This window comes from Levilactobacillus brevis (assembly GCA_021383565.1).
Classification (GTDB): Bacteria; Bacillota; Bacilli; order Lactobacillales; family Lactobacillaceae; genus Levilactobacillus; species Levilactobacillus brevis_B.
Genome location: CP079699.1, coordinates 1,054,185 through 1,075,566, shown reverse-complemented (window position 1 = coordinate 1,075,566; position 21,382 = coordinate 1,054,185). Strand labels below are relative to the sequence as shown.

The following is a 21,382-nucleotide window of genomic DNA, read 5'->3' as shown; positions in this document are numbered from 1 at the left end:
GGGTGGATTAGTTGCTTGCATCCGCGATTTGGCTTAAATTAGGAACATATACTATTGCAAGTGCTTTCATCCATCGTGCTATTTTGCGGGTGTGTTGGACGAAAGCTAGTGCCCAAGGGGGAAGGCAGTGTGAATTATTTTGTAGATACCAGTCTGGGATCGGCGGTTACCGGCATTGAGAAGGCCCAGTTTAACCGCATGCAGTTGTTCCAGCAGGCCGGGATGCCGGCGACGCTTCTGTACTTATCGTACGGTTCGCGGTTGCATGAGCACCTCGAAAAATTCGGCTTTGCGGACGTCGGGTTTTCCATGTACGACTATTTCCAGAACAGTCAGCAGCATGGGCCGCTCTATCATTTTGACTGGCGACATTATTGGCAGACCATTTGTCATTACCGGTTGCGCGAGGTTCCCAATACGTGTGATATTCGAGTCGACAACGCAGATGGGCTGTTTCTGATGTACGCCCACTTCTTGGATAAAGAGGCGACCCGTCTCGACTACGTCAATTATTTCGACCGTCACCACGCGAAGATTCGCCGGGACGTCTATGATTCCCATGGCTTTTTGAGTCGGACCAGTCTACTCGTGGAGAAGGGATTGACCGATACGGAGCTGTATTACAATCCCCAGCAACAGGTAAAACTCATCAAACAGTTCAAGCAAGTCAACGGGAAGACGGTCCTACGAGAGATTACCCTGAAACAGTACCAGCAACGTGACTACTATTTCAACGATGAGGCCGAACTTCGAACGTTTTTCCTAGACGAACTTGCCCGGCCCGGTGATATCTTCTTCACCGATCGCAACGGGCAAATGGCGACGTCGCTGGATCGGACACGACCGGATATCAAGATTTGTCCAGTCTTCCACAGTACCCACGTGCGAGTGGGCCAAGACATCATGACCGGCGAGCTTAAGCACGGCATTTATGATTATATCTTGGCCCATCCGGCCCGATTCAACGGGATCGTGGTGTCGACCGACCAGCAACGCCGTGATTTACTGGCACGCTTTGACAATTTACCACCGGTGACCACGATTCCCGTTGGCTTTGCCACGCCACATCCAGTGGACGTTATGCGTCGCGACCCGTATCGCATCATCAGTGTCGCCCGGTATTCGCCGGAAAAGCAACTCATGCATCAGGTTAAGGCTATCGAACGATTGATTCCGGAATTCCCACGTGTTCAGTTACACATGCTGGGATTTGGACAGAAAATTCAAAAGGAACTTCAAGTCTACATTGACGAGCACCATTTGGGTGAACACGTTTTCTTGCGAGGGTTCCAGAAGGATCTGACCAGTGAGTATCGACCGGCGTCCTTGGCGCTGATGACCAGTGTTGAAGAGGGCTTCTCACTTTCCACGGTCGAGGAATTGAGTTATGGGGTTCCGGTCATTGGCTATGACATTCGCTATGGGCCTAACGAAATGATTCACGATGGCGAGAATGGTTTCTTGGTTCCGGTGAACGACCAGGAAAAACTCTATCAAAAGATTCGTGAATACCTGGCAAATCCCGATTTACAGCGCACCTTTATGGGAAACGCGCAGCATCTCGTCTTGGACTATTCGCCAACGAAGACCATGCAAAAGTGGGAGAAATTGGTTCAAAGTCTGAATAATCCTGTTGAGTGAATTTTTGTTTTTAGGAGCAATTAGTTTTAATTGTAAAAGAAATTAGGTATAATTGACAATTGTTGATATGCGGTTGCAACGACCAAAAATGTGACCGCATACATAGAGAGAATAAAACCATTAAACGAATGGGAGTGTTGCGCTGTGTACTACTTTATTAACGAATACATTTTACAAAAAAATTCGAGTGTGGAGCATACGGCCATGAACCGCGTCAAGCTGTTTAACCACTACAAGGCGCCGGCGAAGATTGTCACCAAAATTTATGACCGGTTACTTCATCGGACAATTGGGGACTTTGGCGTCACGGATGACCAAATTCTGAATATGTTTGATTATTTTCAACAGGCCACGGACGTACAGCCGGTTCAGGTGAAGACGACGGATAACCTGAATATTCCGATTGAATACGAGATCACGGTGGGGGCCAACTTCAGTAGCGTGGCCAATGGCGATCGGTTGGTGGAAAATGTGGGCTTTATTCCCGGAACCATCGGTCGAGTCTTCTATCAGGAGTTCTTCGATCCCCAAGGAAACCGCGTGGGGACCGACCTCTGGGATTGGCGCGGGTTCAAGTCGGCCACGCAATACTTCGGTCAAAACGGGAAGCTCATCTTGCAACGGTACTACACGCCGAGCGGTCGGACCGCGTTGGAGGAATACTATGCGGCGGATACGAAGGGCAATCCGTTGTTGTCGCGAATCCTGCTGAAGGACTATCGCGGTGAGGGTGACCGGTTCTTCCAGAATCGGGATGATCTGTTTACTTTCTTCTTGAATGAACTTAGTAACCGCGATACCGAGACCACGACGTTTATCGTTGACCGACCGGGGACGGGGGTTCAGCCGTTGTTGGCCTTGAACGATGCGTCCCACAAATATCTGTACATTCCGATTAATCATGCCGTTAACCCTAACGATCCAGTCCACGCTGCTCTGGATGGTTTCTTAGAGCCCGCCTTTGAACACTTCAGCCACTTTGATGGTTTTATCACGGCCACGCCACAGCAAGCGGAGCACTTGCACACGCGGTTCCCCAAGGCAACGATCTTTGCCATGCCCGCCGTCACGACGACGCCCCTGTCCAAGGAAGGCACGGAGAAGGTGGCGCCGAGTCAGCGGCAGCCGCATAGCCTGTTGTACGTCGGACGAATTGGGCAGGATAAACAGATTGATCAGCAGTTGCGGCTATTCGCGCTGGTCAAGGACCGCGTTCCGGACGCGACATTTACCCTGTACGGCTATGGCGACCCGCAATACGTCGCGGATATGAAGAAGTTGGTGACTGATCTGAAACTAGCGGATAGCGTGACCTTCAAAGATTATGTGCCTAATCTAACGGACTTTTACGATGGCTATCAGGTTCTAATCAATACGTCGTTGGCTGATGGTGGGCCGCTAGCCACGATGGAGGCGCTGATGCATGGGTTACCCGTGGTGAGCTATCGCTTTAATTACGGTCCGGCGGCCTTCATTACCGATGGCCAGGATGGGTACTTGGTCGATCCGGGGCAGACGCTGGCAATGGCCGAGAAGATCGTGGGCCTATTTACGGACGCGGATCAACTGGCGACGTTTAGTGACGCAGCGTACACGAATTCGCGGGCGCAATGGACGCGTCGGAAGGTTTGGAATCGGTGGCAGAAGGCGCTTGAGACGCACGTAACGGTTTAGGAAGGGACGGTGCGAGGATGTATTATTTCTTAAATGACAACATGCAGTATTCAAAATCAGGGATTGAACAGGCCGAAATCAATCGGTTACGGTTATTTGACAAGCATCAGGTACCCGCCAAGATCGTGACGCGGGTGTTCTCGATGGAGCTGAGTAACATCCTAAAGCAAGCTGGTATTGCGCGGAAAAATTTTGTCAACTTGTTTGAGTTCTTTTGTGGCAGTGGTGACGTGTCCAGTCAGTCGTTTACGTTGGGCGACTTTCCCTTGCCGGCGAACACCACGACGACGCGCAAGGACAATCAGCTACAGGTTTTCGCGCAGGGGAAGATGCTGATGATTGTTTACTTCCGGAAAAATAGTGAAGAGATCAGTAACGTCCAGTATTTTGACGTGAATGGTCGAACCGTCAAGATGGTGTGGTGGGATGTTCGGGGGTTCAAGTGCCTGGAACAATTCTTCGACTGGGACGGGAAGATCTCGCAGGAACAGTATTTCGGGCCGGATGGTCAAGCACACATCGAGAAGAATCACTACCTCAACCGGGCAGGCAAGGCTTGTCTGTCGTGGCGTGTGCTGAATTATCGGCACAGTAGCTGGGTCTTCACGGGGATGAATGAGCTGACGCGGTTCTTCTACGATGAATTGAATCGGCAGACCGCCCACAACGTCTTTATTTGTGACCGGACTGTCGAGTGTGACTGGGGACTCTTCCACATGGAAACGCCAGCCTTTAAGGTGTTGCATCTGCACAATGACCATGTTAGTGACCCCAGCGACATGCGCCATTCGCCGTTGAATAATAACTATACCAACGCGCTGAATAACTGGAATAAGTGGGATGCCGTCATTTCAGCGACACCGGAACAGAGTCAGGATATCGTTGACCGATTTGGAACGGCGATTCCGGCCTTCACGATTCCCGTGGGCTACGTCACGAACGCTGAGATTGCGGCCCAGCATCAGGATTTTGACCAGCGCCAGAAGAATCTGATCGTTCACGTGGCGCGGCTGGCACCGGAAAAGCAGCAGAACCATTCCATCGAGGCGTTCGCGCAGGTTCATCAACAATTTCCGGATGCACGCTTGGAATTATGGGGCTATGCGAACGGCGATATTGAGAAGAAATTCAAGCAGCAGGTGGTCGATGCTGGTCTGAGTGATGTGGTCAGCTTTAAGGGCTACACCCACGATATCGGTGCGGTCTATGATCGCGCGCAGATTGGCGTGCTACCTAGTCGGGCCGAAGGGTTCTCGTTGACCTTGCTAGAGGCGCAGTCTCACGGTGTCCCGATGGTGGCCAACGACGTTAAGTATGGGCCTAGCGACATCATTCAGGATGGTCAGACCGGGATTTTGACTGAAAATGGCCAGCCGCAACAGCTGGCGGATGCACTGATTAAGCTGCTGGGCGACCGGCAATTGCTACAGAAATTCAGTGACGCCGCCTACGACAATGCCAAGCGTTATTCCGAAGACGCGGTGTTTGCCCAGTGGCAGGAATTACTGGACTATTTTGAGAGTTTGACGACCGTCACTGCCGCTGGATAGCGCGGTTGGATACGAAAAGCCGCTGAACGTTAGATACGTTTGGGCGGTTTTTCTTTAAGGGGTGTCAAAATGCGACGAACAGATGGTATCTGGTCACACGAGACGTCACGTACGAGCCCAATCGGCATTACTATCAGTGAACGAAGGCGGATCGGCGAGGTAAGATTGCCCGTCGATTGTACTCACAGTCACAGCTGACCGCGTCGACTCGACAGTTGGATTTTGACCAAGTCGTTGCGGTCGGTTCGTTATAACAATGGCGCAGTGACTTCGACTGTATCGCTGGGGGATGAGTCGTATGCAAAAATGGCTAAAGCGATTGGGTTGGCTGTTGGGCCTTGCAATGGTAATCATGGGTGTCTTTGCGGGAATGAACCGGCTACACATTTTGATGTCCGGTAATATCCGCTATTACCAACGAACGAAGCCATACAACCCTAATGAGGGCGTCGTAAATCAAAAGCTTTTTTCTAAACCACAACTACAAACGTTAACACTACAAACGTTAACGCGATTGACACATGGTAATAAGTATACGGGAAATGCCAGTTTGGCCCGGGTAGCGACGGATTACACCTATCGTCAGTCGGGACAGAACATTCAAAATTTTATGGGAAGTGATGGCGTGCTACAGCTATACAATGAATCAAAGCTGATGCGTACGCCGATGGTTAAGGATGCTGCCACTTTTTGGAATAAAGTTGCGGGTGAGACAATCGTTCAGGTTGTGGACAAGGCGCGTGCCAGTGATGAGGTTATTCATGACAGCCAGACCAAACAGAAGTATCTTGGTGGCCAACACTACGATGGCACGGGTATCCAGTTCTTTCCGAAAAACTGGCAGTCACAGGGATTTTCTACGCAAGATAATCAGGTCAATCGTGAGGCCGTCTTAATTCGTGAGATTCGTCATGCACTGGGGATTCCCGATCTGGGCGGTGGTCCGGCGGGGGAGAATGCCGGCCGCGAAGGCTACATTACGACCGAGGTCATGGGCGTTTGGGAAACGGGTCCTAATCGCTTGCCGGCCAATCGTCGAGGTATTCGGAGTACACCTATGGATGCAGCGGCCCTTGCTATCGCCGGAACGAGTTGGCAGCGACCGCAGCGTGTGGCTACTAGTGTCTTGTCAGGACATCAACTGACTGTGGTCTATCATTCAGGGCGCGTTGCGGTAATCAAATAAAGAATAAAGTGAAGGATCTACCAACGGCTAATGGCCGGAGACAGGTGGATCTTTTTTTGCTTATTTTTTGACAACGGATTAAAAAAACAATTGATAGGAAGATGCTTATTGTTGGGTAATTTGTGGCAATTTCATCGTACTTACATAACTATCTAAATGAAAGCGATTGCTAGGAAAACGAATTCTTTCAGGGATACTTCGTCAAAATTTAAAGTTGGGGTTTCCTAAAGATGTATTTTGACGTTAAGATGCGGCAGAAAAAAACAATGTTACATATTTTCAAACTTGTGAGTAAAACGTGATGAATGTTAGTTAATATCCCATAAGTATTCCGTACAATTATAAGCTATTTAATTGCAATTCTTTTTATTTTATGGGTCTAAATTACGATGAGATAAACGAAATTAGACAGAAATTCTAATCCAAATATAATAAAATATCGAAAAAAGTCCAACTAACAAATCGACATTTGATCGGAGTTGTTAATGATTCAAAAAAATAGGATGGATTTTTTGAAATCTAAAACCCTTTTAATTGATGACAAATAAAGAGTTGACAAACTGATTAGAACAGTTAAAAAGCTTCTTATAGGCATATAAATAGATGGATAATCAGTTGGCTTAATAATTAAAAACACCTGATAAAAAAATAGAAAATCTGGATTTTTACCATTTTCTTAGATAGACCAATAATAATTTTATCTTTAAAATAGTATCGATAGTAAATTTGTGATAGAATAAGCTCGTTGAAGATTTCGTTTATAGGGGGTATACGTTTACATGGACGACTCTTCATTATAGAAAAGTATATTAGCCGATTATACTCAATTTTCAAATAAGTAAGTATGATGCGTAACTGGGAGGCATATTTACGATCGGCCATTTACAGACAACTTAAGGAGGACGATTAAAAGTGAAATTCATGCGGAATAAAGCTTTTAATGGCGATCCAAAATTGCGGTATAAGATGTACAAGGTAGGGAAAACCTGGGTTTTCGCTGCATTAGCATCGTTTTCGCTTTTGGGGGCCGGAACACTGACTGCGAGTGCGGATACCAGCAGTCAAGCTGACACACAAACCAATGCCAAAGTCGTCTCATCGGCGGCTAGTTCAGCGAGTTCAGCTGCAGATGAAGTAGAATCAGGAGCCACGTCAGCGAGCACCACGGGGGTAGCCGCTAATAGCGCATCTGGTTCGACGGCTAGTAGTGCCGCAACATCTTCGGCTGCTTCAGTAGCCGCGGTTCAAGAAGATGAAAAAGTTGAGACTAGCAGTAGTTCAGAAACAACATCATCAAACGCTGCGACAAGTACAACCAGCGTGGTAGCCACTTCAGCCGAGGCGACGAGTGCATCCAGCACTGCCGAGAATACGGCCAGTACGGCTGCTAGTCTTGCCACAGCTGCCAAGGTTGATGTGACGCTGACCAAAGAAGTTAGTCAGACCGTTGCGCGGGTGGCTACAACGAAGAAAACTGTTGTCACACCTGTTTATGAAAGCGCTACGGTATCCAGCTCTGCTACCAACAGCAGTACTGCGGCCGAAAATTCAGCTGCAGCTGCTGACTTGGCCACTGCGTCATCGGCGGCTAGCGCTGCTAGCAGTTATGCCGCAGTGGTGGAATCGCAAAATGCTTTAGACGTCCAAGCGGCCAATAGTGCTGCGCAAAGCGCCTACAAGCAAGCAGAAAAAGCCTATGATTTTGTCGAGCATTATAATAGTTTGGCCGCCATGTATTCCCAAGCATCGATTGATATCGCTGCGGGTAGTGCTGCTGGTGATGTTGGTTCTAATACGGTGGCTTACGTGAATGCCTTATCAATGGCGAGTTCCTACACAGATGTTGTGAGTTCGTATGCTTCATTAGCGACCACAGCAGCTACGGATGCGCGTAACGCCGCGACGAAACAGATTGTCAATTTGGTTAGCAGTGCTAATGTGAACGTGAACTCTGCTGCTAGTGTGGCTACGGACTTGGCTTCCGCGGCGGCGGTTGCTGCAAGTAGTGCTTACACGGCTACGCAATATGATAAGAATAATTCGGCAGCCTTGGCAGCTTATTCGTCGGCCAACAGCGCTGCGGCGGAAGCTTCCAGCGCAGCTGCAGCGTTGAATGAAGCAGTTATTAAAGCAGCTCAGGCTTGGACGGTGGCCAGCAGTGCTGCGGCTGCTGCTGCCACAGCAACAGATGATACAGAATACACGGCTGCAATGGGAGCGCTTTCGACGGCTAACAGTTTGGCGAGCGAAGCTGTGAACACGTTATCAACGGCAACAGAAGCCAAGACAACTGCTGAAGATCAGGCTGAACAAGCCTCAACACTGGCCGTAGCGAACATTGCTAGTGGTGCTACAGTTAGCGCTGTCAGCGCGAGTTTGGCTGCCAGTGCCGCCGGCGTTTCAGCGAGCGAAGCAGCAAAGTACGAAGGTGATCAATCCGTTCTTTATGCCGCTGATGCTGCCAGTTCAGCAACTATCGCCGCGGCAGCCGCCGCAGCAGCTTCAACGGCTGCGGTCAACGCTACTAACGCCGCCAACGCTAAGGACGCCACTTCTTATGCTAAAGCTGCTTCGAGTTTCGCAGTCTTAGCGTCATCTGCAGCTAGTGATGCCGATGTTGCTGCAACGTTGGCAGAAAAGTTTAATACACATGTTGAGGGTCAAGCCACCGATGCGGATGGTGCCACATTAGTTACAGCGATTGACAATGATGCGATTTCTGTAGGAGATACTTTAACCATTACTACGACCATTAGTGGGCTAGGGACGCTTTATTCTCTGACCGGGACACAGACGTATACGTGGTATTACTCAACGGATGGTAAGGCTTGGAATGAATTAAAAACAACCACTGGAAGCAAGACAACGACGATCAATAACATCACCTTAAATACAGCAGGAACATATTACTTCCAAGCAGTAGTTACGGGTAAAAAAGTCACTGCGGTTGTGATTACGTCATCAATCCAAGCGGCGTCTAATGTTTTAACCGTCGTTGTGACAGATGCTAACGGAGATTACACGGATCAAGCGTCAAGTTCGGCGAGCCTGGCCGCAAGTTACGCGGATGCGGCCAATGCCTCAACTTCGGCAGCTAGCAGCGCGATTGCCAATGCCTATGAAGTTGCGGATATTGAGAATATTGTTGCAGCGAAGTCCTATGCCGAAATGGCTAAAACGCAAGCTTCCATTGCGGCAACCAATGCTTCTAGCGCAACAAGTGCGGCAATGGCAGCCAGCACGGCTTACAGTAACGCAGCGGCTTTTGAAACGGCTAAGGATTATTCCGCGGCCAGTTCTTACGCACTAGATGCAGCCGCGGCAGCTTCAACTGCAAGCTCATACAACACCGCGGCTAGTACCGCGGCCAGCACCGCACTGGGTCACGTGAATACGGCATTGGAGAAGGCTAAGGCTAATGACTACTTGGCTTCTAGCTATGCTGAATTAACGGCCAGTGCTGCGAATGAAGCGGCTAATCTGGCAACGATTGCTGGGTCTCATGCTAATGATGCGACGAATGCCTACTCTTCAGCTGCTGACTTTAATTCTGGAGCTACCGATTTCTATGAAGCAGCAAACTCTGCGGCTTCTGCGGCCTTAAGCAATGCCAATGAGGCAGCCGAAGCAGCTTCAACGGCAGCTTCAGCGGCAGCGGAAGGTGATGCAGATACCGCAGAAATGATGTATGACGAAGCGGTTACCTATTTGGCTTATACCAACGATCAACTGAGTGCAGCCTCAGCAGCGGCCAGTTCAGCAACGAAGACGATTGTTGACGCACAATTAGCTAATACGACTACGTTAGCCAGTTCAGCCGCAGTAGCTACTTCGACTGCGGCGACAGAAGCGAGTGCAGCTTCATCAGTTGCTAATTCGTTAGCGACGGCGATGAAGACTAACACGAGTCTAGGTTCTTCCTACGTGGCCCAGGCAGCCTATTACGCTCAGTCGGCTTTACTGGATGCTGCTTACGGTGATGAGGCAGCACTTGCAGCGACGAGCTACATGACGTTGGCTTCGTCGGCGGTTAGCGTGGGTAACTTTGTGGAGGCAAGTCAGTTTGCGGCCTCAGCTGATTCAGCTATGGTCGATGCCAGCTCCTACGCAGTAGCGGCAACGACAGCCGCATCCGACGCAACAGTCGCTGCCAGCTATGCAGTGAACTACTCGAACAACACTAGCAGTACCTATGGAAAACCAAGTGGGAATGCCTCAACCCTTTGGGGACTTACCATGAGTTCCGGGTACACGCAGCAACCAGCAGCATTAACGACGACCGTTGCTGGGAGTACAATTTCGCTGACGACGACTTCTAAGGTTGCTGGTTTTGGAAATATCTTTGGTGCTTCAAGTACTTGGTACGTTCAGGCTAACGGTAAGTGGATGACGGTCGCTAAGGCAGTGTCTGCCGGGTATCTGGAATCGCAAGATGTTTCCGATAAGACGGGTGGTTTCATCACAACCTCTACTTTGAGCTCAACGCTGACCGTTAAGACCAGTGAAACGTACACAGGAACTTTGATTTTCCAAGTAAAGTCCTCATACGGTTTGATAGGGGATACGCTTTACAGTAATTTAGCCGAAGTGGACATTTATGACAGCGAAATTCCTGCGACGGGAATTGAGATTCAGGGTGATAGTTACGTCTTCACAAATGATATGACGAACTATGTGGCAAACACGAATCCTGTAAATGCTACGGGTAATGTGACCTGGACCAGTAGTAACACGGCAGTAGCCACCATTGATTCTTCCGGTGTGTTCAAGACCGTTGAAGGTGCTAAAGGAACAACAACAATTACTGCAATGATTACCAATGCTGATGGCACCACGTATACGGCAACTAAGGTAGTTACGGTTGGTAGTGGTCTGAACGATCAGACGGTTAACGCCGGCGAAGATTTAGAATGGACACCTGCTACTGATGCAGGATCTAGCTCGGAAACGGCGACTTATCAGTGGTATTACGCAAGTACTGAAAATGGAACGCAAGAAGCAATTGCTGGCGCAACGAGCGCCACACTTTCCTTGTCTGATGTTAAGACTAACCAAGGTGGTTACTACTTCTTAAAGATTACTTCTGGTGGAACAACAACCACGTTGGGTGCCGGATTGTTAACAGTTAATGGTACAACCTCTGAAGATGCTGAATCGGCAGCCTCGGAAGCAGCCTCGGCCGCAGCAGAAGCCGATAATTACGCTTCTGTAGCAAGCTCTTATGCTAACGTTGCTGATCAGTATGCGGGCAATAATTCTAGCGCAGCTTCATACGCAACCCAGGCACAAGACGCGGCAGCAACAGCTTCGTCTGCAGCTTCGGAAGCCTCAGCTGCTGCCTCAACAGCTGCTGAACATTACAATAATGCTAAATCGGCAGAAGCTGCTGGCGACAATGCGGCTGCTAAGGATTATGCTTCTCAGGCACAATCTGCAGCCTCCGCAGCTAAGACAGCAAAGGATAAAGCTTCCAGTGCAGCAAATGACGCGTTAAGCTATGCTAATTTAGCGATTGCTGCGGAAGATAATTCAGATAGCGATTCCGACTCCGATAGTGATTCTGACTCAGATAGCGATTCGGATTCCGACAGCGACTCTGATAGTGATTCCGACTCAGACAGCGATTCAGATTCTGACAGTGATTCCGACAGTGACTCCGACTCAGATAGCGACTCCGATTCTGACAGTGACTCCGACTCCGATAGTGATTCCGACTCTGACAGCGATTCAGATTCCGATAGTGACTCCGACTCGGATGGCGACTCCGACTCGGATAGCGACTCCGATTCCGACAGTGACTCTGATTCAGATAGTGACTCGAACTCTGACAGTGACTCTGACTCAGACAGTGATTCTGACTCAGATAGTGACTCCGATTCCGATATTGATTCCGATTCTGACAGTGACTCCGATTCAGATAGCGACTCAGATTCTGACAGCGACTCTGACTCAGACAGTGATTCAGACCCCAACTCGGATAGCGATTCGGATTCCGATAGTGACTCTGATTCCGATAGTGATTCGGACTCGGACTCTGATAGTGATTCGGATTCCGACAGTGACTCAGACTCTGACAGTGACTCAGACTCTGACAGTGATTCGGATTCCGACAGCGATTCAGATTCTGACAGTGACTCTGACTCGGATAGCGACTCCGATTCTGACAGTGACTCTGACTCAGATAGTGATTCCGACTCTGATAGTGATTCGGATTCCGATAGTGACTCTGACTCGGATAGTGACTCTGATTCAGATAGTGATTCTGATTCAGATAGCGATTCCGACTCCGACAGTGACTCCGATTCGGATAGCGATTCCGACTCGGATAGCGATTCCGACTCAGATAGTGACTCGGACTCCGACAGTGATTCCGACTCCGACAGTGATTCTGATTCTGATAGTGACTCTGATTCAGATAGTGATTCGGGCTCTGATAGTGACTCTGATTCCGATAGCGATTCCGACTCCGACAGTGACTCGGACTCCGACAGCGATTCCGACTCTGACAGTGATTCTGATTCCGATAGCGACTCCGACTCTGATAGTGATTCTGATTCCGACAGTGACTCAGACTCTGACAGTGATTCGGACTCAGATAGTGACTCCGACTCTGATAGTGATTCCGATTCAGATAGCGACTCAGACTCCGACAGTGATTCTGATTCCGACAGCGACTCCGACTCAGATAGTGATTCGGACTCAGACAGCGATTCAGATTCAGATAGTGACTCGGACTCCGACAGTGACTCCGACTCGGATAGCGACTCCGACTCAGATAGTGACTCCGACTCAGATAGTGATTCGGACTCAGACAGCGATTCAGATTCTGACAGTGACTCAGACTCTGACAGTGATTCCGACTCAGATAGTGACTCTGACTCGGATAGCGACTCGGATTCCGACAGTGATTCCGACTCAGATAGTGATTCTGATTCCGACAGCGACTCTGACTCAGATAGTGATTCCGACTCCGACAGCGATTCAGATTCCGACAGTGATTCCGACTCCGACAGCGATTCCGACTCAGATAGTGATTCTGATTCCGATAGTGACTCTGACTCGGATAGCGATTCCGACTCAGACAGTGACTCCGACTCAGACAGTGACTCTGATAGTGATTCGGATTCCGACTCAGACAGCGATTCAGATTCTGACAGTGATTCTGACTCGGATAGTGATTCGGACTCTGACAGCGATTCGGATTCCGACAGTGACTCGGACTCAGACAGTGATTCGGACTCAGACAGTGACTCTGATTCAGATAGCGATTCGGATTCCGACAGCGACTCGGACTCAGACAGTGACTCAGACTCAGATAGCGACTCAGACTCAGACAGTGATTCTGATTCCGACAGTGATTCCGACTCAGATAGTGATTCCGACTCTGACAGCGATTCAGATTCTGACTCGGATAGCGACTCAGACTCAGATAGCGACTCTGATTCCGACAGTGATTCCGACTCTGACAGCGATTCAGATTCCGACAGTGATTCTGATTCCGATAGTGACTCTGACTCGGATAGCGATTCCGACTCAGATAGTGATTCTGATTCCGATAGTGACTCTGACTCGGATAGCGATTCCGACTCGGATAGCGACTCTGATTCCGACAGTGACTCTGACTCAGACAGTGATTCAGATTCTGACAGTGACTCAGACTCAGACAGTGATTCCGACTCCGACAGTGACTCAGACTCAGACAGTGATTCCGACAGTGATTCTGATTCCGATAGTGACTCTGATTCCGATAGTGATTCGGATTCCGACAGCGACTCTGATTCCGACAGTGATTCCGACTCAGATAGCGACTCGGATTCCGACAGTGACTCGGACTCTGATAGTGACTCAGATTCGGACAGTGATAGCGACTCCGACTCAGATGGTGATTCCGATTCAGATAGTGACTCTGACTCGGATAGCGATTCCGACTCGGATAGCGACTCTGATTCAGACAGTGACTCGGACTCTGATAGTGACTCAGATTCGGACAGTGATAGCGACTCTGATTCCGACAGTGACTCGAATGCCGATAGTGGTTCTAACACTGGTAATGGCAACGGTTCTGATTCTAACGGTAGCAATTCCGGTTCTGCTGGTAATGGTGGAAATGGTGCTGAAACTGGTAGCAATAACAGTAGTTCAAATGCTGATGCGAACGCTGGTGTGGGTACAGCTGGGACTTACGCTGGAACAGCTTCCGCAATGGCTATGTTGCTTGGCACTGCAAGCTCATCACCCGCAGAAACAGGCGAGCAACCCGTTGCTACTAACCTAGCTAATCCAGTTGCTAATGGCAATAACGCTAGTTCTTCTGCAAATGACTCGTCGGATAAGAAGTCTGCTGACAAGCCGAGTGCATCGAAGAGTGGGGCTGCCAACTCGGCCACGACTAGTGATGGAACGACAGCCGATCAGAGCGCACAAAAGGATGGTAACAACCTGACACTTTGGGGATCAATCCTAGCTGCAATTGCAGCGGTAACTGGTGGCTCATGGTGGTACTTTGGTGGCAAGAATAGAAAGCACGGTGACGACTAGAATTAATCGTTACAAAGGATGCAAATAGTAATAAAAGATGTTGAATGTGGGTATACTTAATTTATACCCAATCGGGTCCCCTTTGGGTCAAACTGGGGGGGCTCTTATCTGTAAGAGAAGTAAATCCGAAGGGCGGTTCTAGTGATGAAAAAGTCAGTGATCAGAGAATTTCGAGAGGCGATGAGTAATCTTGGTTCAGCCCAAGATGTTGCAACAGGAAAGGTTACATTAGCATTGTCGGTTTCAGATCGACGCCATCGCGCAACAACTAAGTTTATTCATGAAAATAATTTCGAAGCGGCATGGTCGAAAATTCTGATGATTTTGGCACCGGCATCGCAGAATTCTTGGGTTCGAATTGATGCTGTGTGCGGTGTTCAGCGCAGAAAAATGACTGGTTTACAGCGTGAATTAAAATCCATGAAGCGCATGAACTTTTGGCGGCGAGGACTTAGCTTCGATGCTGATTTCCACTCGGCTTTGCTGGAAATGGAAATTAACGGCCACGAGTTCATTCATCCCGGGGAAGCACATGTTATTGGAGAGAATAAGACCGGTAGTTGGTTAGATTTTGAAGCAATCGCGCGTTATTTACAAACACGTGATGGATGCGAGCAACCTGATTTGGCAGGCAATCAGTATATTTGGAGCTTTTCAACTTTTGGTATCTTTTCCGATGGGCAGCATATCTGGCCGTTAGCAACATGGGAGGATGGAACGATCGGTGTACGGCGGCTCCTTGACCCCCGCCGGGAGATTACAGACTATTTGATAGCAGGGGAATCTTATCTAGCACGGCAAATCCAAGACAATGGCAAATTTATTTATGGTTATTTCCCAGCAATGCAGCGAGTTTTAACAAACTATAATAGTGTGCGCCACTTTTCCAGTATTTATGCGTTACTGGAAGCAATTGCATTTACTGGTAAAACTGAAGATTTTGATCGCGTGAAGCGGGCCTTGAAATGGGGTATTGACGAGTTAACGATTACTCATGATGGCGCACGGTTGGTGATTGAACGACCGAAAAAAGGAACACCAGAAATTAAGCTGGGTGCGCAAGCTATGCTAATCTTGGCGCTCTGCAAATATCAAGAAGTGACGCAAGATATCCAATTTACTGAGGTTGCCCGTCAGGCTTTTTACGGTGTGCAGGCGTTTCGTCAGTCATCGGGCGAGTTCAATCACGTGTTGAATTCCGATTTGACGGTCAAAGACCACTTCCGCATTATTTACTATGAAGGTGAGATTGTCTTTGCACTACTTCGATTGTTCAAGCTCACTGATGATGAGGAGATTCGACAGCTGGCACAGCAGACGCTTGACTTTATGGTAAAAAATGACTATGGCAAGTATCATGATCACTGGATTGCCTACGCGACGAACGAGGCGGTTCATGTCTTTCCTGATAATCGCGAGTACATGGCCATGGGGCTGCAGAATGCGTTCGATCAGCTAGACATTATTAAACGGCAGATAACACCACATCCAACCCGCTTGGAGCTCCTGAATGCCACGATGCGTTTGGTGGCTGCTGTTCAGCGGACGGGTAATGACGATCTCCTTGAGAACTATGATGTCCAATATTTGCGGGCGGTTTGGATATATCGAGCCGAGCATGAGCTAGTGGTTGGAGCGTTTGAACCCGAGGTTGCTATGTTTTTCTACAAGCCCAGCAAATTTTACGGTGGCTTCTTTACCCGGAATGATCACTTTCGAACGCGAATCGATGACTGTGAGCATTTTCTCTCTGGTTTGATTAATTATGTACGCTACAACTATTAGGAGGTGACGACCCGTGATAATCTTGACCAGCGTGTTTGCGTACAAAAAAGTTCAGATGTTTATTCGAATGTCTATCTACATTGTCTTGGGGATTGTAGTGTTGGTCGTTCGACACCGAAATAAAAAAAAGACCCGTAAGCGGATGGACGAACGGACTGAGTACATGATGAAACACACGAAGAAAGATAAAAATGGTAAATATCCGTGGGAAGTTTAATGGACTAAAGGAGCGGGAGCCAAATGAATTACTTTGTTGGGGCGTATCTAAACGGGAAATTGACGGGTATCGAAAAGGCTCAGGTAAATCGCATGAAGTTATTTACCGATGCCGGATGGCCAGCAACCTGTCTTTATACCAAGTACAATCCTAAAATTCATGAAAACGCAGTTAAGTTTGGCCTTCAGGGACGGTGCTTTACGCTCTACGATTATTTTCAGGAGGCTACCGATGATAATATTGACGTGCATCGAGACTGGTTGGATTTTTGGGAAACAGTCTGTGGCTTTCGCTTAGAATTTGTCGACATTGCCCCGGATGTCCGGTTGTTTGACGAGCAGAATCGTTACGTGGCGTACGCCCATTTTGCTAATGAAGACCATCAGCAATTGGTCTACGTGAATTACTTTGATCAAGACCATCAGAAGGTTAAGCGAGACATTTACGACTCTCGAGGGTTTCTGAGTCAGACAAAATATCTGAAAGAACAACAACGCGTTCAAGCTGAGGTTTATTTTAATCGTAACGGACAGGTTAAAATGGAAAAAACGTATCAGGAAGTTAAAGGGCAAACCGTGTTAAAGCGAGTCATCCTCAAAAATTTTCGCCAACGAGACTGGTTCTTTGACACCGAAGAACAACTCCAGACCTTTTTCTTCGATACGCTATATACAGTGGGGGACGTCTATTTCTGTGATAAGAATGGTTATATTGGTCAAGCTATGGCGAATATTGCCACTGATGTCACCGTGTGCGCGGTCTTTCACAGCACCCATGCGCGTGGGCAGGAGGATGTTCTGACGGCACCCTTGAAGAGTTCGTATCAAGTACCATTGTCACAGCCGGAAAAATTCGACCGGTTCATCGTCTCCACGCATCAACAGCAGGTAGATTTACAGGCGCGATTTGACCAATTACCGCCGATATCCGTCATTCCAGTTGGCTATACGCAGTCGCAGAAGGTAAACTTGCGTCAAAAAAAACCGCACCGAATTATTGGTGTGGCCAGATTTTCGCCAGAGAAACAAGTATTGCATCAAGTTCAAGTAGTTGCGCGGTTGGTGACCGAATTTCCAGATGTTGAGTTGCACCTATTTGGTTTTGGTAACCAAGATGAAGAGCAGAAACTTCGGGCTTACGTTGCTGAGCATGACCTGAGTGAACATGTCTTCTTTCGCGGGTTTGTTACTGATTTATCTGCTGAGTACACCCAGGCTAGTTTGCAAATGATGACGAGTAATGAGGAGGGCTTCTCGTTGGCCACGTTGGAGGCACTCAGCTTTGGCGTGCCGGTGATTAGCTATGACATCCGTTATGGTCCGAGTGAATTGGTGGAAGACGGTGTGAACGGCAATTTGGTAACACGCGACGATCAGGACTTGTTATTTTGGAAGGTTCGTTCGTACTTGCGAGATCCCAAACTACAGAAAAATTATATGAAGAATAGTTTGCGGTTGACTAAACGCTATACAGAGGCGGCGGTGATGGCCAAATGGCAAGCATTGCTGACAACGATTAAGCGAGGGCAAACGGTTCGCGATTGATCTGTGGTAGCGAGGAGTATTGGTGAATTGAAATTTAAGTAATAACTGATTGCAGATACAGTAGCCAGTGGGACTGCGAACTTGGGGTTGGACCAATCACGAAGAGCGTCTCTTGAAACATGCGGTTTCCTGAGACATTGCATGCGGCAACTCGAAGATTGGCGGGTGTTCGCTCAACACAAAGGGAGTCATGGCGGATTGGCCACGACTCCCTTTGTCTATTGTTTAAAAGTTCAAGTCTTTCTCTGTTAATTACAGGGCCAAGACTTTCTTACCATAAAAGAGGTTGGTCCCCAACTGATCGGCGAACTTCTTGACCTCGTTAGTCGCTACGCCAGCTGGCACCAGCGTCAACCCGACGGAATCCGTCAGGCGTTTGGTCATAGTCCAGTCTTCTAACCGGTCTTCATTCGCCAAACCCGTACTCAAGATATGGTCAAAGCCCTGATTAGCTAACCAGTCAACGGCTGCCCCGCGATCCTGGGGCCGAATCTGATCAAAGGCCGTACTGAAGGTTAGCGTCATCCCGCCAGCGGCCGCGATTAGGGGGCTCAGAGCCTCCTGATCGAGTTGGTGTTGGAGCGTGAGCGCACCAAAGATAGCGCCGTCCACGCCCAGTTGCTGGGCTTCTAAGAGGTCGGCCTCCATCATCTTAATCTCAACGTCATCGTAGGGACTATGGCCGCCACGTGGGGCGATCACAACGTCTAAAGTGACCTGATGTTCGTGGGCGTAACGCACGGCTTCCCCCATGACCCCCTTACTAATGGTGGTACCGCCAACGGCGAGGTTGTCGGCGAGGGCGACGCGTTTGGCCCCAGCCTCCACAGCGGCGGGGAGTTGCGGGTAATTTTCCAGTAACGGTTCAACTAACAGCAAAATCGTCAATCCTTTCTCAAGTGAGATAGTCGTCAATGTCACTAACGATATGGTACAATGTACGCACGCTATCAACGGGAGTGAAGCTATTGAAAGCAGATACGCATAAATCACGTTCCTGGTTCTGGAACTGGGTGGTCAATAATCGTTTGGTCTCCATACTAACTATTACGCTTCTTATTTTACTCATTTTACTAGTCCTAAGTAAAGTCCCGTGGCTCGCCACGCCATTGGTTTTGGTCTGGCAGATCGTGGGACTTCCAGTGATTCTGGCCGGAGTGGGGTATTATTTACTCAATCCGCTGGTCGATCTCTTGGAGAAACGCCATGTGGGACGGACCTGGTCCATTCTGGGGCTATTCGTCATCGTGGCATTGCTTCTGGTGTGGGGGATCGGGAGCCTGATCCCCATGGTTCAACGGCAATTGACCACATTAATTGCCGAGTGGCCGCATTACTGGCGCGACGTAACCAACACCGTTTCCCTGTGGCTACAGGACGACCGGCTGAGTGGACTAAAGGATCAACTGGATCAATTTAACCAGCAGGTTGCCGACAGTTCATCGTCGGTGATTTCTAGCTTCGCCCAGAGCACGGTCAGCTCCGTCGGCAACATTGTTGGCCGAGTAGTCGCCATCGCAGTGGGGGTCATCACGGCACCATTTATTCTTTTCTATCTATTGCGTGATGGTCATCAATTGCCCGATTATTTGGCCAAGGTGTTGCCCATTAAGCACCGTGAATCGGCCAAGCACCTCTTGGTCGAAATGAACCGCCAAGTCAGCAACTACGTTCGGGGACAATTAATCGTGGCCTTTATCGTCGCTATTCTCTTCTACGTGGGATTCCTGATTGTTGGCCTACGATTTGCCTTGTTGCTGGGGATTGTCGCCGGTGTCTTGAATTTGGTCCCGTATCTGGGCTCATTTTTAGCCATGGTACCGGCCGTGGTAGTCGCGGCTTTCATTTCACCGTGGATGTTGGTGAAGGTGTTGCTGGTCTTCGTCATTGAGCAGACGCTGGAGGGCCGGTTCATTTCGCCCCTCGTTTTGGGAAGCTCCCTTAAGATTCACCCGTTAACAATTATTTTTATTTTACTAATTTCCGGGAAAGCCTTTGGCGTCCTCGGCGTGGTTCTGGGAATTCCCGGATACGCCGTGATTCGCGTGATTGCTACGGAAAGTTTCCGCTGGTACCGCCAATTCGTGGGTGGCTACACGGAACCCGCCACGCCCGGAACTGAACAAGGAGAAACAACTGATGAAAAAGATTGATGAAGCGGCTGCTTTTTTGACCGCGCACGTAAATTTATTCCGCTGTCCCGTCTGCCTCGCCCCGTACGATCACGTCGACGGACACAGCCTGGTCTGTCCGCAGGGGCACAACGTGGATCTGTCCAAGAAGGGTACCCTATACTTCATGCAACGTGCCGTGGCCAGTGAATACGACAATGCCATGTTGGCCGCCCGGCGCCGGATGCTCCAGGCCGGCTTGTTTGCCGGGATTACGGCCGAATTCGCCGCCCAAATGCCGGCCGGTCCGCAGACCATTCTCGACGTGGGTTGCGGGGAGGGCACGCCATTGGCGGATGTTCTGCAACGCCGCGACAATCGCGATACCGCCATTGGCTTTGACCTCTCCAAGCCGGGAATTAATCTGGCGACGCAACTGGGAAGTTCCGCCTTCTTCTGCGTGGCCGATCTGGCCCAGATGCCCTTTAGTGACGGGACCTTCACCACGGTCCTGGATCTCTTCTCACCGTCGGCCTACAAGGAGTTTAACCGCGTGCTCGCCCCCGGTGGTCGTCTGTTGAAAGTGATCCCCAACGCCGATTACCTGATTGAATTGCGACAGGCCATCTTCCCGGCCGGTAGTGCGCACGCCACCTACGATAACGGCAACGTGCTGGGCTTATTTAAGCAACACTACCCAACGGCGACGACCCAGCGAATTCGCTATCAAGTGCCGGTACCAGCGGACCTATTCGCCGACTTGATGCTGATGACTCCGATGCACTGGGGTGCTGATGAGGCCCAACTGGCGGAGGTTCAAGCCCATCCGTTCGACCACATCACCGTCGATGTGACTTTGTTAAGCGCGCAAGTGAATTGAGTAAAACGTTAAAGAATCTTAGGCAAGGGACTTGCGAACCTGACAGCGCGGTGTTATATTTACCAATGAGAAATCGTTTGGCGGTCGATATCAGCGAATACTGTTAGCGGCTGACAAGTAGCACTTCACTAAAGCAGCTCCTCGCCGTGCCCACACCGAGGAACTGCTTTTTTTCTGTGGTCAACTGGGTGTAAGCTGACATGTTACCGTCACGCAGAATTGGTGAGTGACCGTGAAAAGCGGGCCTTGTCAAAAG

General features: G+C 49.3%; 11 protein-coding genes. 10 read left to right on the top strand and 1 reads right to left on the bottom strand.

Annotated elements, in window-relative coordinates; genetic code table 11:
- Positions 1 to 129: 129 nt before the first annotated feature.
- The 8 genes from KB236_05045 (at position 130) to KB236_05010 (ending at position 18,135) form a co-directional block, all read left to right on the top strand.
- Positions 130 to 1,641 (top strand): glycosyltransferase, encoded by a 1,512-nt coding sequence (locus KB236_05045; protein UIF30095.1) that lies wholly within the window; start codon positions 130 to 132, stop codon positions 1,639 to 1,641.
- 144 nt (positions 1,642 to 1,785) lie between these two features.
- Positions 1,786 to 3,315 (top strand): accessory Sec system glycosyltransferase Asp1, encoded by a 1,530-nt coding sequence (asp1, locus tag KB236_05040; protein ID UIF30094.1) that lies wholly within the window; start codon positions 1,786 to 1,788, stop codon positions 3,313 to 3,315.
- A 17-nt stretch (positions 3,316 to 3,332) separates the two neighbouring features.
- Positions 3,333 to 4,865 (top strand): glycosyltransferase, encoded by a 1,533-nt coding sequence (locus tag KB236_05035; GenBank protein ID UIF30093.1) that lies wholly within the window; start codon positions 3,333 to 3,335, stop codon positions 4,863 to 4,865.
- 298 nt (positions 4,866 to 5,163) lie between these two features.
- Positions 5,164 to 6,051 carry a hypothetical protein gene (locus tag KB236_05030; GenBank protein ID UIF30092.1) on the top strand — a complete coding sequence of 296 codons (888 nt, stop codon included), beginning with the start codon at positions 5,164 to 5,166 and terminating at the stop codon, positions 6,049 to 6,051.
- A 912-nt stretch (positions 6,052 to 6,963) separates the two neighbouring features.
- Positions 6,964 to 14,589, top strand: a complete 7,626-nt coding sequence (locus KB236_05025) for a KxYKxGKxW signal peptide domain-containing protein (GenBank protein UIF30091.1) — start codon at positions 6,964 to 6,966, stop codon at positions 14,587 to 14,589.
- Positions 14,590 to 14,733: 144 nt separating this feature from the next.
- Positions 14,734 to 16,374, top strand: coding sequence for a glycosyl transferase family 1 (locus KB236_05020; protein ID UIF30090.1), 1,641 nt, complete (start codon positions 14,734 to 14,736; stop codon positions 16,372 to 16,374).
- Positions 16,375 to 16,387: 13 nt separating this feature from the next.
- The gene (locus KB236_05015) at positions 16,388 to 16,591 is read left to right on the top strand and encodes a hypothetical protein (GenBank protein ID UIF30089.1); all 204 of its coding nucleotides are present in this window, start codon (positions 16,388 to 16,390) and stop codon (positions 16,589 to 16,591) included.
- A 23-nt stretch (positions 16,592 to 16,614) separates the two neighbouring features.
- Positions 16,615 to 18,135, top strand: coding sequence for a glycosyltransferase (locus KB236_05010; GenBank protein UIF30088.1), 1,521 nt, complete (start codon positions 16,615 to 16,617; stop codon positions 18,133 to 18,135).
- Positions 18,136 to 18,387: 252 nt separating this feature from the next.
- On the opposite strand, the gene KB236_05005 is transcribed toward KB236_05010, so the two are convergent.
- Positions 18,388 to 19,014: a copper resistance protein gene (locus KB236_05005; protein UIF30292.1), complete on the bottom strand. Its 627-nt coding sequence runs from the start codon at positions 19,012 to 19,014 to the stop codon at positions 18,388 to 18,390.
- A 35-nt stretch (positions 19,015 to 19,049) separates the two neighbouring features.
- Here KB236_05005 and KB236_05000 point away from each other — a divergent pair, with 35 nt between their 5' ends.
- Together KB236_05000 and KB236_04995 are read left to right on the top strand one after the other, a co-directional pair.
- On the top strand, positions 19,050 to 20,288 hold the full coding sequence (locus tag KB236_05000; GenBank protein UIF30087.1) for an AI-2E family transporter: 1,239 nt from the start codon (positions 19,050 to 19,052) through the stop codon (positions 20,286 to 20,288).
- On the top strand, positions 20,275 to 21,126 hold the full coding sequence (locus tag KB236_04995; GenBank protein ID UIF30086.1) for a methyltransferase domain-containing protein: 852 nt from the start codon (positions 20,275 to 20,277) through the stop codon (positions 21,124 to 21,126). Before KB236_05000 ends, KB236_04995 begins: the two co-directional genes overlap by 14 nt.
- The last annotated feature ends 256 nt before the right edge of the window (positions 21,127 to 21,382 follow it).

What these genes read in the sequence shown, in the direction of transcription:
- KB236_04995 (UIF30086.1), top strand. Translation starts at nt 20,275, where the DNA reads ATGAAAAAGATTGATGAAGCGGCTGCTTTTTTGACCGCGCACGTAAAT.
- KB236_05000 (UIF30087.1), top strand. Translation starts at nt 19,050, where the DNA reads ATGTCACTAACGATATGGTACAATGTACGCACGCTATCAACGGGAGTG.
- KB236_05010 (UIF30088.1), top strand. Translation starts at nt 16,615, where the DNA reads ATGAATTACTTTGTTGGGGCGTATCTAAACGGGAAATTGACGGGTATC.
- KB236_05020 (UIF30090.1), top strand. Translation starts at nt 14,734, where the DNA reads ATGAAAAAGTCAGTGATCAGAGAATTTCGAGAGGCGATGAGTAATCTT.
- KB236_05030 (UIF30092.1), top strand. Translation starts at nt 5,164, where the DNA reads ATGCAAAAATGGCTAAAGCGATTGGGTTGGCTGTTGGGCCTTGCAATG.
- KB236_05035 (UIF30093.1), top strand. Translation starts at nt 3,333, where the DNA reads ATGTATTATTTCTTAAATGACAACATGCAGTATTCAAAATCAGGGATT.